11 protein-coding genes and 1 rRNA gene are annotated in these 14,023 nt (G+C 36.2%); 2 read left to right on the top strand and 10 right to left on the bottom strand.

Features of this window, described 5'->3' with window-relative positions; genetic code table 11:
* Positions 1-58 precede the first annotated feature (58 nt).
* Genes ACR1PO_RS20945 through ACR1PO_RS20935 form a run of 3 tightly spaced genes read right to left on the bottom strand, consistent with a single transcriptional unit; the run spans position 59 to position 2,444 of the window.
* Positions 59-871 (bottom strand): carboxypeptidase-like regulatory domain-containing protein, encoded by an 813-nt coding sequence (locus ACR1PO_RS20945; RefSeq protein ID WP_332388218.1) that lies wholly within the window; start codon positions 869-871, stop codon positions 59-61.
* Positions 872-890: 19 nt separating this feature from the next.
* Complete coding sequence (locus ACR1PO_RS20940; RefSeq protein WP_433988056.1) at positions 891-1,697, bottom strand: hypothetical protein; 807 nt, start codon at positions 1,695-1,697, stop codon at positions 891-893.
* The gene (locus ACR1PO_RS20935) at positions 1,698-2,444 is read right to left on the bottom strand and encodes a hypothetical protein (RefSeq protein WP_433988055.1); all 747 of its coding nucleotides are present in this window, start codon (positions 2,442-2,444) and stop codon (positions 1,698-1,700) included.
* Between the two features lie 182 nt (positions 2,445-2,626).
* Here ACR1PO_RS20935 and ACR1PO_RS20930 point away from each other — a divergent pair, with 182 nt between their 5' ends.
* Positions 2,627-5,767 carry a UvrD-helicase domain-containing protein gene (locus ACR1PO_RS20930; protein WP_433988054.1) on the top strand — a complete coding sequence of 1,047 codons (3,141 nt, stop codon included), beginning with the start codon at positions 2,627-2,629 and terminating at the stop codon, positions 5,765-5,767.
* A gap of 429 nt (positions 5,768-6,196) precedes the next feature.
* On the opposite strand, the gene ACR1PO_RS20925 is transcribed toward ACR1PO_RS20930, so the two are convergent.
* From ACR1PO_RS20925 to ACR1PO_RS20900, 6 genes are all read right to left on the bottom strand, one after another.
* Positions 6,197-6,706 (bottom strand): ferritin, encoded by a 510-nt coding sequence (locus ACR1PO_RS20925; RefSeq protein WP_002981834.1) that lies wholly within the window; start codon positions 6,704-6,706, stop codon positions 6,197-6,199.
* Positions 6,707-6,833: 127 nt separating this feature from the next.
* Positions 6,834-7,283, bottom strand: coding sequence for a DUF4890 domain-containing protein (locus tag ACR1PO_RS20920; RefSeq protein ID WP_433988053.1), 450 nt, complete (start codon positions 7,281-7,283; stop codon positions 6,834-6,836).
* Between the two features lie 177 nt (positions 7,284-7,460).
* On the bottom strand, positions 7,461-8,450 hold the full coding sequence (locus ACR1PO_RS20915; protein WP_332388223.1) for a hypothetical protein: 990 nt from the start codon (positions 8,448-8,450) through the stop codon (positions 7,461-7,463).
* 139 nt (positions 8,451-8,589) lie between these two features.
* Positions 8,590-11,241 (bottom strand): 4-alpha-glucanotransferase, encoded by a 2,652-nt coding sequence (locus tag ACR1PO_RS20910; RefSeq protein ID WP_433988052.1) that lies wholly within the window; start codon positions 11,239-11,241, stop codon positions 8,590-8,592.
* A gap of 126 nt (positions 11,242-11,367) precedes the next feature.
* Positions 11,368-12,531, bottom strand: coding sequence for a T9SS type A sorting domain-containing protein (locus ACR1PO_RS20905; protein ID WP_433988051.1), 1,164 nt, complete (start codon positions 12,529-12,531; stop codon positions 11,368-11,370).
* A 190-nt stretch (positions 12,532-12,721) separates the two neighbouring features.
* Entirely contained in the window at positions 12,722-13,036 is a 315-nt protein-coding gene (locus ACR1PO_RS20900) for a hypothetical protein (RefSeq protein ID WP_433988050.1), read from the bottom strand.
* Between the two features lie 418 nt (positions 13,037-13,454).
* Between ACR1PO_RS20900 and ACR1PO_RS20895 the strand changes: the two genes are divergently transcribed.
* Complete coding sequence (locus tag ACR1PO_RS20895) at positions 13,455-13,577, top strand: hypothetical protein (protein ID WP_433988049.1); 123 nt, start codon at positions 13,455-13,457, stop codon at positions 13,575-13,577.
* Between the two features lie 369 nt (positions 13,578-13,946).
* On the opposite strand, the gene rrf is transcribed toward ACR1PO_RS20895, so the two are convergent.
* Positions 13,947-14,023 (bottom strand): 5S ribosomal RNA (gene rrf / locus ACR1PO_RS20890); the annotation flags it as partial.

The following is a 14,023-nucleotide window of genomic DNA, read 5'->3' as shown; positions in this document are numbered from 1 at the left end:
TACAGTATGACTGTATCAATTTCTATTCCAATATTTTAAGATTTTATTAACATCTCAATTACTTTTGATTCTGCTTCAGTCTCTCCAGAAAAAGAGGTACCGTTTCTTCCAGTCTCAGCATTACGCCGGAAAGATTTCTTGCTTTTACATAGGTCCGTACCTGAGGTTTAGCCAAAAATGAAAACTGAATAAACTCTGAAATCCTGTCACCGGGAACTCCTGCTTTGATAAAATAGTCATCGTCTATTCTGTCCCGTACCCAGGCAATATGCTCCTGAAGATCATCATATCTATACTGTCTTTTCTGCCTCCTTGCTTTACCACTGATCAGGTCATATACTCCCTGTACATTCAAGTTTCCTAAAAGTATCGGCAGAAGAACGCTTTTTACCTCAGCCGGTTTTTCCCTCATTTTTCCCACCGGCTGCGGAAGACCGACAGCGTCTCTTACCTGCTCTCCTTTGTCTGCTTTCGCCACAATGCGGGAATCTGCTTCCAGATCTCCGGTGAGTTTTTTAACAATCTTCACTTCTCCCACATCTTTCGGAATCTGATAAAGAGTAATAAACAATGGTAAATTGGTCCCGTTGGTAAGAACTCTTCTTGAAGTTCTGTTGAAATCTTCCTTTACAAATCTTAATTCATCATCAGGATTGGCATCAATAGAAAATATGCCTTCTGTATCAGAATATACTTTTTTATCAGTAGACATGTTGATAACAATTACTTTGCTAAGGTTTTCTCCGTTATCATCCACTATCCGTCCTGTGACGGTCTGTTGGGAAAAAATAAAAATACTGCACAGAAGCATCAGGAAAAGAGAAATTTTCCGTTTTCCAAATGCTTCCATATTTTCAGTACTATAACTCAATTTTTAATTTTAATAAGAATTATTCTTTACCTCCTTCTAATTTATTCATTTTACTGTATTCCCCGAAGGCTATTTTAAGCTCATATTCAATAACATCAATACTAAAATCCTTCCGGTATCTTTTTGCCAATGAGCGGTTTTTATCTGCATACAGAAGAAATGCATCAATCTGCTCTTCATCCATTCCATATTTCTTCAGGAAGCCCAGATTCACTTCATTCCTTACTCTTTTAAGAAAATCCTGAGTTTCATTATAATTCGCTTTGGTAACCTTAGGCTTTGCCAATTTCTTTACAGCATTAAAGACACCAAACAGATTGACCTGTCCTGCATTGAAATCATGTCCGGTAAAAGTTTTAGATATGGCATTGCTAGGTAAAGGCTGATTAAGCGGACTTTTCATATATTCTTCCATGTCTGATTTTAATGCCTGAAGTTTTCTGGATTCATTCAAATGCTGATTATCTTTTGCAAGATTTCCGGTAGGTCTGTACTGAATTTTCACTTCGGGGATCTGAATCTCTATTTTTTTCAGAATGATATTGAACGGAGAGCTGATATCTTCTTTGGTAATCTTCTTATCAACCCGATAATATCCTTCTTTTACAAATCTTATTTCATCATTTTCCTTGGCTTCGATTTCAAATGTTCCGGACATATTGCTCAATATGCTTTTGCCGGCTGAAATATTAACAATGAGCACAGGAGCTAAATCCATTTCATCCCCTGTGATTACCTTTCCTGATACTTTCTGCTGTCCCCACAATCCAGAAGTGATACAAAAAAGCACAAGAAAAAAAGCTCTGCTGATATATTTTACTTCCATTTATCTTTGAGTTTGCGGAGCACGATAAGATGAAATTCTTGTCAGGACAAAACGCTGAAACCTGTTCAGATCCGCATCACTGCAAAATCCGTATTTCAGTATTTTTTTTCTTTCAAAACCACCTGCAAAAACATAATAAATAAAATGATCTATCAGAGGCTTCTCTATTTTAAGATTGGTAAAATAATCATCTCCCAGACTTGTTCTTATGTATTTCATTAAATCTACATCGTCCCATTTATCTTTAACTTTTCCAATAGAAAATCCCTGCCCTTTCGGCTGTACAAATTCCCCAGGTTTTGCTGCCAGTATTCTGGGATCTGATTTCTGAGCAATATACCGATCCATATCTTTGAGCAGTTTTTCCACCTTTTTAGGTTTATTATAAAGTTTTGAATCAATCTTCAGGTTTCCGGTCAGTCCTTGCTTCACCTCAACTTCAGGAATCTGGATAGTCTGGCGAACCATACTTATATTCATTGGAGATTGTGTGTTTTCCTGGGAAATTATTTTGGTAATACGTTCATAACCCGCTTTTATAAAGCGCAATTCATCGCCCTGCTTTCCGGAAATCATAAAGTGCCCGTCCCGGTTTGAAACTACAATCTCATTTGTTCTGATATTAATTACATTCACATCCTGCATTTCTGTGCCGCTTTCTGAAGTGATCTTACCAAAGATATAGCTTTGGGCATGGGTATGAATAAAGAGAATAAAGGATAGAAAAAAGAATAGTTTGAGTTTCACGGGCTGTTTTTTATAAAGCAAAGCTAAAATTATTTTTAATTTATACCATAAGTTTAACCACAGTTAACGCGTTTTAATATTTCTTTTTGATTTTTACTCTGTAAACTGTTAAATAGGCTGATTAAATTGTTAAAGTTTCTTTTAAATTTTAGCTAACTTGCAGTCTCAATTCTCTTTCAACAATGCAAAATTCTTATACAGTCATCAATGCTTCTGCCGGATCAGGGAAAACATATGCTCTGGTACAAAGACTTCTGATGATCTGTCTCCGGTATCCTAATCAGCAGCAGTCGATCAGGAATATTCTCGCACTGACTTTTACCAATAAAGCAGCCAACGAAATGAAGGAGAGAATTTTATCGTGGCTGGGCAATTTTTCAGCCAAAGATTATGCAGAGAATGCAGACCTGAAAAATATCCAGAAAGCATTTGAAGAACAGGGTTTGAAAATTACCATTGATGATCTTCACCAGCGTTCCAAGAAATTACTGGATTACGTTCTCCACAATTATTCCACATTAAATATCGGAACGATTGACCGTTTTAATTCAAGACTGGTAAGAAGCTTTTCCTATGAGCTGGGACTGGCTAAGAATTTTAATCTTGAAATTGAAGCAGAACCGTTTCTGATAGAAGCGGTTGATAAAATGCTGGACCAGATCGGAGAGAATGAAACCATCTCCAATTCTTTCATGGATTATGTAGACTACAGTCTTGAAAATAATGAAAGAATTAATCTCAATAAAAACCTGTATGATTCTGCAAAGGAATTTGTAAAGGATATTCATTACGAACATCTGAAAAGCAATAAAAGTTTTGATGATGCCAATTATGAAAATATAAAGAATGCACTCCGTAAAGAGATCGTGCAGAATAAAAAGCAGTCTGCGGAACTGGCTGCTGCTTCTATTGAGCTATTCAAATCAAGAAATATAGATATTGAAGATTTTGCCCAGGGCAAAAACGGAATCGGAGGTTTCTTTACTAAAGTGATCGATTTTTATCAGCAGAAAAGACCCGGCTTCCCTTTTCCGACTACTTTGGAGGAATCTGTTATTAACAATTACAGGAAAGGAGCATCTTCAAAGTCAAAGCATAAGGAATCTGAAATTTTTGAAATCCTTGATCAGCTTCTGGAAAACAGGATGAAACTTATCCTTATGTATATTGAAACTCAAAAGAAAGAGAAAGTTTTATCAGCGCTTCTTCCTTTAAAAGTAAACAAGGATATCCAGGACGAACTTCAAAAAATTGAGGAAGAAAATGATCTTGTCCTTCTTTCCAAGTTTAATATCCTGATCAATGAAAATCTTAAAAATGAGCCTTCTGCTTTTATTTATGAAAAGGTAGGTTCACAGTTTCAACATTATTTTTTTGATGAGTTTCAGGATACTTCTGAGCTGCAGTGGCAGAATTTCGTTCCGCTGAGAGATCACAGTGTTTCTACAGAATATACTTCTTTCACACTGGTAGGTGATCCCAAGCAGAGTATTTATCGTTTCCGAGGCGGGGAAAGTAAACTGATGCTGGATATTATCAACAAAAAAGAATTCTCACCGAAAGAAGCAGACCTTCTTGTCTTAAAGGACAACTGGAGAAGTGCCAGAAACATTGTACAGTTCAACAATGAATTGTACCGTTTCCATTCTGAAGGACTTCTGGAAGAGCATAAAAACATCTTCGGTGCTGATGCTGAACAAAGCTCCAAATCAAAGATTGAAGGGCGGGTAAAGATCAATCTGATCGAAAATCTTACGAATGAAGACTTTTATACCGATACTTCCGCAAGGATGCAAAAAGATATCCAGGAATGTCTGGACAATGGTTTTAAGTTCTCCGATATTACGATCCTTTGCCGGGGAAATTTTGATATTTTCAGTTATTCTCAAAAGCTGGGAAGCTTAAAAGTTAATTATAAGGGTGAAGAAACCAATATTAAAACGATTTCTGATAAAGGCCTTACACTGGAGCTTTCCAATACTGTAAAAGCTGTCATTGAATTTCTGAGATGGGAACTTAACCCAAAGAATAAGCCTTGCCTGATCATGATGATGTATCATCTGAATACACTGGGAAAAATTCATATGCCGGATTTTACCTTAGGTATGAAAGAAATTCTGGATCTTGATGGCCATGAGGAAATATTGCAGTTCATTCAGGAGAAATATTCACTTCAGCTTAAACAGGATAATTTCCCAAGATTTAATCTTTATAATTTTATTGAATATTATATCAACGAATTTTCTGTTGAAAACAAGGAAACTGATTTCTTATTGAATTTCCTGGAAATGCTTTTCAATTTTACACAAAATGCCGGAGCAAGTACCAAAGAGTTTCTGAAATACTGGGATGAAGAAGCGTCGTCGTACACTATTCAAGCCTCGGAAAACATTGACGCTATCCAGATCATGACCATTCACAAATCTAAAGGGCTGGAATTTCCTATTGTTTTTATTCCTATGATGAACAAAAACCGCGACAGCGAATTTTCCAACTGGTTTGACACGAATGAAAATGAAACATTAAAATCTGTGAATATCAACCAGTTCAGCAAAAACCTGGAGGCTTATGATGATGAAATTCTTTTTTTCAACACAAAAAATTCCTATAAAAATCTGATTGACAGGCTCTGTTTACAGTATGTTGCTACCACGAGACCTGTTGAACAGCTTTTTTTCTATCTACAGAAACCTAATAAAACGTCTAACAATCTTGAACTTCTGGATTTCCTTCAAACAAAAAATCCGGAGCAGGCTGACGAATTTGATGTATATCCTGTACATCCTGAAATGCTGAAAAAACATTCCAGGGATAAAACTTCTTCTTTTAAGACCCAGAATATCCGGCATCTGAAGAACATTAATGAAAAGAGTACATCTATCAAAATCGCTACTCCGTCTAAAAACTACCAGGTACGGAATGAAAAGGTAAGAATCGGACTTTTTGTACATGAGCTTTTATCAAAGATCAATACAGAAAAGGACATCAACAAGGTATTGGAAGGGTATGCCCTGGAGGGACAGATCACATTGGAGGAAAAAAATGAGATACAATTTACGCTGCAGGAAATTGTCAGGACCTATGCAGAATTCTTCGATGAGAAGTGGGAAGTGATCAATGAAAAAGACATTATGATCACTGAAAGAGGAGAAAGCCACCTATTCAGGCCGGACCGTATCTTGAAAGGTGAAGAAGGTTACATTATTGTGGATTTCAAGACCGGTGAACCAAAGGCCAAGGATGAGGCGCAGGTAGAAGGTTATAAAAATATACTTGAACGCCTGGGCAAAAAAGTACTCAAAACTCAGATCATTTATCTATAATCTGAACATTTTCAAAACATTACTATAACATTTTTTTGTAAAACCCTTTCAAAATATAAAAGATTTTATTATTTTTATTCAAAGACGAATACAATTATATAGTCTTTGATTATATTTTGATTACAACTAACCAACCATGAGAATATACTTAAACTCCTTTTTAATAAGTCTGATCATCATGTTATTTTCTACAGTGGTCATTTACAATATTGTTGATTGTTTAGATCCTCCCGTTACATCAGATGGCCACTATTATATGGCCGCTGAAAACATTGCCAATTCTTTATTTCTAGGTTTTGTATTGGGAGCAGTAGTTTTTATTTCCGCTGTGAGAATCCAAAGGCAGCCGTATAGGAAATAACTATATCATCTTAAAAAAAACCGCTATCCCAGAAGATAACGGTTTTATATTTTGAATGCTTTTCAATCTTAAGCTGTTGTATCAGGAGTAAACACTCTCTGAGACAATTCCTGGTCAAAAAGGTATAATGCTGACGGATTATCACACACCATTTTGATTTTCGTTACATATTGAGAGGCACTTGCTTCTTCTTCTACCTGCTCATTGATAAACCATTGAAGGAATGATGTCGTTGCAAAATCTCCTTCCTCATTTGCATTTTTTACAATATTGAAAATACTTTTAGTTACGATTTTCTCATGTGCCAGTGCTTTCTCAAAAATATCTGTTGCGTTTTCGAACTCATGCGGAGGTTTTGGAATTTCCCCGATGATAATTTCCCCACCTACATCATTCAAATAATCAAACATTTTATCTGCATGCATCAATTCTTCTTTGCTCTGTACTCTGAAATAGTTGGCAATTCCATCCAAATCTTTTCCTGAAAACCATGCAGACATTGAAAGATAATATTGAGCAGCGTATTGTTCGTGGGCAATTTGTTCGTTAATTAATTTCGCAATTTTTTCGCTAACCATAAGTATTAAATTTATAGTCAAAAATAGGGAATAAAAGCCCGAAATCAAAAGTTTTAGGGAAAATTAATATAAAAAGGATGGAAATATATCCATCCTTAACACATTAAAAAACTAAAATTACAAACTGTTATTTTACATCAGCAGTTCCCGTATTCATAGGCTTTTTCATCATTCTTCTTTCTTTCATTGCCATTTTCATTTTCTCTGCTTTTGCTTTTCTGTCAGCCTGCCATTTATCATATTGATCAGGAGTAAGGATTTTTTTCATGTCAGCATCCATTTGTGCTCTTTTGGCCTGCATTTCCTGCATTTTAGCTTGTCTTTCAATTTTATTTTTGTCAAACTCAGCTCTCATTTCAGCTTTTCTTTTATCCTGAAGTGCCTTTATCTGCGCGACCTGAGATGCATTAAGGTTAAGGTCTTTCTGCATCTTGTCTAAATGTTCCTGTTGTTTCTGCTCCATTCTCTGCTTCCTTTCAACAGCTCTTGCCTGTCTGTCCTGTGGGGTTGTAGTTTGTTGGGCCATTGCAAAACTTCCCATTCCGATAAATGCTATTGCTAAAACTAATTTTTTCATCTTTTAAAATTTAATTAATTGTTATATGTCTTTTTGATTATGAATTAAAACACAAGTTAAATTAACAAATTCATAAATAATGTTAATTTTTAACAAAAATAAACCAATAAAACAACAAAAAAAAGGACAGATTATAAAAACCTGCCCTTCACACCACTTAAATATAATATATGAAAATTAATTCCTTACTAAACTGCCTCTAAAGCCGCCTCCGTTATTACCACGGTTTTCTTGTCTTGGAGCAGGATTTTCAGATCTCTGTCTGAATCCTCCACCGCTGTTTCCTCTGAAACCGCCATTATCTTCTCGTTTAGGAGCTTCTCTTCTTACTTCACTGTTTCCCCTGAAACCACCTCCATTATTCCTGAAGCCGCCATCTGCATTTCCTCTGTTTCCTCCATTATCAGAATTCCCTCTGAAACCGCCACCATTGCTGTTTCTGAAACCACCGTTATGATCGTTTCTGAATCCTGAATTATTGTTACTTCCATTGTTACCACGGAAGCCTCCCGAGTTCTCACTTCTTGTGTTTCTGAAACCATTGTCCGGCCTGCTGTCTCTTCTGATAATATTAAAAGTAGGGTTATCCATTCTGCGGAATCTTGAACGGTCTACTCTGTAAATATTAACATTGATATTTCTGTATCTCGGCATTACAGTATATCTCGGCACATAATATGTTCTTCTGTAATTCTGGAAATATACAACCGGGCTGTAGCCTCTGTAGTAGTTATTCTGGAAAACTACAAATACTCTTGGTCCAAGGATTCTTTCCAGTGCATAGAACCTGTCATAGTACCATCTGTCCGGATTATATCTGTAGAAATTATTCCATGCTGAAAAACTTGCATACAGGTTATTCAATCTCATGATCTGATCTACCTGCCATCTGCTTAATCTGTTCTGTATAAAAAATCCGTTCCAGTCGATATTAATAATACTTCCTCTGTAGTCGTTATAATAGCTTTGATAATAATCATTTGGATAATAATCCTGAGGATAATTGTAGTAATAATCGTCAGGAAAATAATTTCTGTCATCTTCATCGCTGTAATAGCCTCCATCATTCTGATAATAACCGTCATCATTCCAACCATTATTCGGATATTGCTGAGCAGACGCCAAAACGCCTAACCCAAAAGCTAATCCTAAAAATATTTTTTTCATCTCTATAGTCGTTAATTGGTTAATATATAGCAGAATATCTTAATTCTATCTCTTTGATATAAATAAAAAAAAGAAGTTAAATCCTAAGATCAAACTTCTTTTAAAATATTTTTAACTAACTGATAATCAATTGTTAAATTTATACTCTTCCACTGTCTTTTATCCAATGGGCGATTTTTTTATTGAAAGATGTTCTTTCTTTCAGGTCTTCCAGTTTTATATGCATTCTGTAGCGCCAGTAATGGGGGAAAACTGCGGGATTATTAATTCTTTCATTATCAATTTCCTTATTGGCAAGTTCTGCATCAGTTGCCAGAAATTCCTGAATCGGGAAAATAGCAAGCATGGCATCATTATACAGATGCTGCTTCATAATAATCTCTGCAAGATGAGGGTTCAGGTCTTCAGGTGCTTTGCCATACTGTATCAGCTGTTCGTTATAGTATCTCTGTGTAAGAACGGAATCTTCTTTCCACCACTGTCTTAATGTTGAGCTGTCATGGGAAGAAGCGGTTACCACATTCATATAATTGGCATATTTAGGATTATAGAACGGTATATTTTCAGAAGGCATTCTTTGCACCTTAAGAGCGATAATGGCCAATTCATCCATGACAACAGGAACACACGCAGGTACCATACCCAGATCTTCTCCACAGATCAGCATTTTGGTAGCATTCAGAATAACGGGAAGTTTCTCCATGGCTTTTTCATACCACAAATGATCCTGTCTTCTGAAGAAATAGTCATGGTACAAATCATAAATATTTTTCTGCTCAGATTCCGGAAGGTATTTATAAGATTCTGTATTGTATACATTGAATCTCGGATGGTAAACCGTTTTCCCATTTCTTTCCTCTGGGAGGAATAAAACGTTGGCACATAGAGAAATCAGTTTTTCTTCCAGCAGGCCATAGGATTTTTTCTTAAAGAAATCAACCAGCTTCCTCTGGGTATCAAACTCTTCTTTAAAAGCATAGGTACCGTCTTCATTACGGTTCATCAATTCAAGAGCCTTTCCGCTTTCATCTCCAAAATAATCCCATAAGATCTTGTTGTTGATAAATGGCTTACAATACCTGTCAAAATTGAACGGAATCTGCCAGGCCTTAAATTCATCCGCTACAATAGGAACAGCCGGATAAAAGTACCCTAATATTCCTTGTACGGCTGAAACAGGCATTCTCCATATCCTGAAGAAACCTAAAATATGGTCGATTCTCATGGCATCAAAATATTGCTCCAATGCTTTGAACCTGTTTTTCCACCATCTGTAGTCATCTGCTTTCATAGCTTCCCAATTGTAGGTAGGGAATTCCCAGTTCTGTCCCAATTCTGTAAACTGATCCGGTGGTGCACCTGCCTGAAAATCCATTCCGAATAACTCTGGTTCTGTCCATGCTTCCACAGAGTATCTGTAAATACCGATCGGGAGGTCTCCTTTCAACGAAATTCCCAGGTTATGGGTATAATCAACGGCATCCTTCAGCTGCAAGTGTAATTGATACTGTACCCAGGCATGGAGCATTGAGGTATCGTAATCTTTGCTTTTCGTGGTAAAGAACTGTGAGATCTTTCCGGCAATATATTTTTTGTGGGTTTTCCACTCATTAAAATTCGGTGTCTTATATTTATCCCTCAAAACACAGAATGCTGAATAGGGTACGAGCCAGTATTCATTATCCTTAATGAATTTTTTGAAGTTTCTGTCTTTATAAATTTTGTCTTTTTCCTTATTGAAAACAGCTGTAAGATATTTCCATTTCCCTTCAATCATCGTTTCATAGTCGATCAGATCTAAGGCGTTTAACTTTTCTTTTTGAGACAAATACTCTTCAACTAATTCTTTCGGTATAAGGTAGTCAAGGTTTTCTAAAGAGATATATTGTGGGTGTAAAGCATAAACGGACACTGCAGCGTATGGATATGAATCTGTCCAGGAATAACTGGCTGTAGTATCATTAATCGGAAGAATCTGAATAATACCAAGATTAGTTTCTTTCGTCCAGTCTGCCAGTTTTTTTAAATCCGCAAATTCTCCTACCCCGAAGCCATCTTCACTTCTCAGAGAGAATACCGGAACTGCCACACCGGCATCATGGTACATCTGGTATCCTTTAAACCTGAAATAATGATTGGAAACAATCTGCAGTACATCGCTTAACAGATTGGCAGCCGTTGATCTGTTTCCGCCGGTTTCTACATCTATGACCCTGTTTTCCTTGATATCAAATATACAGTATTTAAACTCGACAAATTCATTTTCAGGAATTTCAACAGAGGCTTCCCACATTCCAAAATCGGTCTGGTGCAGGTGAATAACCTTGTCATAGTTCCAGTTTCCCAAAGATGCTGTACTTCCAAAAAGAACAATTCTCCAATCCGGATTATAAATAGGAGCTTCTATTCTGAAGAGATGGGTATGTTTTTTTAAAACCGTTATTCTTTCAGGAACAAAATCATGCAGCTTGTTATAGAGAATTTTATTGTTTAAATAATTTTCAGGAAAGTTTTTATTGTTCCATTCATCAAAGATGATAAACTCCTTATAATTATGAGGAAAACTTAAATGATGCGGAACGAATTCCTCTCTTAAAACATTTCCTTTTTCATTAACAACCCTATATCGATAAGTAATGGATTTTGAGAAATAGTCTACTTCGCATTTCCATAACCCATTTTCTGCATAAAACATAGTATGGACGTGTAAGGCATGTTCATCTTCACCAAATACCAGCTGCAAATTCTCTCCCGCCTTTACAATATATCCTACATTAAAGTATAGTTTCATCTATATTTTTTTATAAAAGTACATTTTAATATCGAAAAATAAAACTTATTGAATATCAAATAATCATTAAAAAACCTTCTCAAAACAGATTGAAAAGGTTTTTATATATTGATTTATAGCAATCTGCTATTTGGTTACAAGAATCTTTTTATTGAATATTACTTTTCCTGATTCATCAGTAATATTTACAATATAAGCACCGGTCACCAATCCTTTAAGGTATACTTTCTCATCTGATGAGCCTTCTTTTACTGAAACATTCTGAGTCATAACATTCTTACCTGCCATATCAAAGATATTCAGCTTAACAGTGCCTTTTATTTTGTTGCCAGCATGAACATTAATATAATGTTCATCAACTCTTGTTGGATAAATATCAAGATCTGCAAAAGTGTTTGCTGTTGAATGTTTATCATTCACAAAATATTTACTCGCCAGATCATAAATATGAAGTCCTTGCTCACCCGGTAGCTGTTTTGCCTGTAAAGTTGCAAGATCTACTTCATATAATGCTCCCCCTTTTGCACTGGCTATTACGACTTTGCCCTGAGCATTTACTGCCGATCCGTTTACAGAATAGTTATCCGGAATGCCTGCAATCTTACCTATAAATTTAGCTTTTAAATCATTCGTCAGGACTTTGAAAACATTTCCCGAAGCCGAAAAAATATAAAAATTGTTATCTGCATCTGCGACCATATCCCCTCCAAATCCAGTTTCCATAGCGGTAAATGAATTTCTGCCATTAGAAGCATCATCTTTGATAATTCCCAGGTCATTCACCACATATTGTCCATCCTTTCTACTGATTTCTAAAAATTGTGTTCCGGCATTATTTACAGCATAAATCTTACCGTTATACCCCGTTGCCATCCTGGCAATATGAGAATTAATATCACATGATGACACTCTTGCCTCATTATTTTCCACTAAAGTGATTTCTTTTGTCTTCGGATTCAAAACATAGATATTCGAAGAAAACATAGGCATGTATACCAGGTTATTATTCGAAGTATCATATGCAAGTGCAGCTAACGTTACTGCCTGAGAATTGCTGTAAGAATTTCTGTCTTCCGCTACAATACCTTTTTTAGTTTGTGAAAATACTTTTGCAGAAGAATCTGCCGTAAAAAATTTCTCTCCTGACACTCCGTTTGTACCATCAATAGCACGAAAATCATTGAAAGTAATACTTTGAGTATCTTTTCCGGTAATCGCAAAGAAATCCTGCTGTGCTTGCGCATTTAAACCTAATAGCAGTAAAAATAAAGGGAATAAATGTTTTTTCATATTATATATTTTTAGATTCGTAATGAATTTGATGGTACTAAGTTACATAATTTTGGAATTCTAAAAACAAAAATCTCTTATAATTGAATAAAGTTGGATACAAATTCAGAAATATCAGCTATCATCAGACTGTAGCTATTCATTCTGTTGGCCATCATATATATAATTGTACATCAGGAGCTTTCTCCCGCTATTCATTCTTACTCCTCGCGCCTGCGCTGTCACCCTGAGCGAAGCCGAAGGGTCTCAGCGCTTGCTGCGGGGTAACCATTGCTATCGGGGCTATGATGATGAATGATAAGTTATTAATGATGGGAACCAGGTTCAGGATACGGGTTCTGTGGTATCTGCTTCTGAGTTTTAAGCCATACCATAAATTATAAAGTTGAAACCATGGGTTATAATGCTTCTGTTTCAATGGTCTTAATCCTGTTCCAATTATGTCATTCCGCAGGAATCCAGACTTAGTTATCAGAGCTTCAGGGTCCCAGAGTTGAACAGTCAAAGGCTTTGGATGTTGAAGATTTATAATGAACTATAATTTCAATGTAAAATGGCTTGTTTAGACTCCTGCGGAGTGACAAGGGGGTATGTGATGAGTGGTAAATGATAAACGATGAATGATGAGTTATAAATGATCGGAACCTGGGTTCGGGATACGCGTACCGTGGTATGTGCTTCTGAGTTTTAATCCATACCATAAATTATAAAGTTGTAAACCGTGGGTTATAATGCTTCTGTCTCAATGGTCTTACTCCTGTTCCAGTTGTGTCATTCGCAGGAATCCAGGCTTAGTTATCAGAGCTTCAGGGTCCCAGAGTTGAGTGGTCATAAAGGCTTTGGATGCTTAAGATTTATAATGAACTATAATTTCAAATGTAAATGCATTGTTTAGACTCCTGCGGAGTGACAACGTGGAGGGAATGATAAACGGTAATAGTGACAGCAGTACATCATTTACTGATAAGAGACCCATGATGAATGATGTTACAAGACTCGGGATACGGGTTCCGGGGTATGGATTCTGGGGTTTGGGATGGAAGTAATAAAGAGTTATACACCTTGAGTTTATAAATACCCTGTGTTTCAATGGTCTTACCCCTGTTCTAGTTGTCTCATTCCGCAGGAATCCAGACTTAGTTATCAGAGCTTCAGGGTCCCAAAGTTGAGTGGTCATAAAGGCTTTGAATGCTTAAGATTTATAATGAATTATAATTTCAAATGTAAATGCATTGTTTAGACTCCTGCGGAGTGACAACGTGGGATAAACGATGAATGATGAATAATGAGTGATTGGTGTATCGTTTATCATTCATCAATTATTACTCATTACTCATAGCTTAAGCCTGTCTTGGGTATAAAGCAAAAAAAAATCCTTTATCGTTATGATAAAGGATTTTTAAAAATAAAATAAAAACTGGCGGCGGCCTACTCTCCCGCGTTAGCAGTACCATCGGCGCTGGTGGGCTTAACTTCTGTGTTCGGAATGGGA

This window comes from Chryseobacterium amylolyticum (assembly GCF_051011775.1).
Lineage (GTDB): Bacteria > Bacteroidota > Bacteroidia > Flavobacteriales > Weeksellaceae > Chryseobacterium.
This window is presented reverse-complemented; position numbering and strand designations above follow the sequence as displayed.

What these genes read in the sequence shown, in the direction of transcription:
- ACR1PO_RS20940 (WP_433988056.1), bottom strand. Translation starts at nt 1,697, where the DNA reads ATGGAAGTAAAATATATCAGCAGAGCTTTTTTTCTTGTGCTTTTTTGT.
- ACR1PO_RS20930 (WP_433988054.1), top strand. Translation starts at nt 2,627, where the DNA reads ATGCAAAATTCTTATACAGTCATCAATGCTTCTGCCGGATCAGGGAAA.
- ACR1PO_RS20925 (WP_002981834.1), bottom strand. Translation starts at nt 6,706, where the DNA reads ATGGTTAGCGAAAAAATTGCGAAATTAATTAACGAACAAATTGCCCAC.
- ACR1PO_RS20920 (WP_433988053.1), bottom strand. Translation starts at nt 7,283, where the DNA reads ATGAAAAAATTAGTTTTAGCAATAGCATTTATCGGAATGGGAAGTTTT.
- ACR1PO_RS20915 (WP_332388223.1), bottom strand. Translation starts at nt 8,450, where the DNA reads ATGAAAAAAATATTTTTAGGATTAGCTTTTGGGTTAGGCGTTTTGGCG.
- ACR1PO_RS20910 (WP_433988052.1), bottom strand. Translation starts at nt 11,241, where the DNA reads ATGAAACTATACTTTAATGTAGGATATATTGTAAAGGCGGGAGAGAAT.
- ACR1PO_RS20905 (WP_433988051.1), bottom strand. Translation starts at nt 12,531, where the DNA reads ATGAAAAAACATTTATTCCCTTTATTTTTACTGCTATTAGGTTTAAAT.
- ACR1PO_RS20895 (WP_433988049.1), top strand. Translation starts at nt 13,455, where the DNA reads ATGATAAACGGTAATAGTGACAGCAGTACATCATTTACTGATAAGAGA.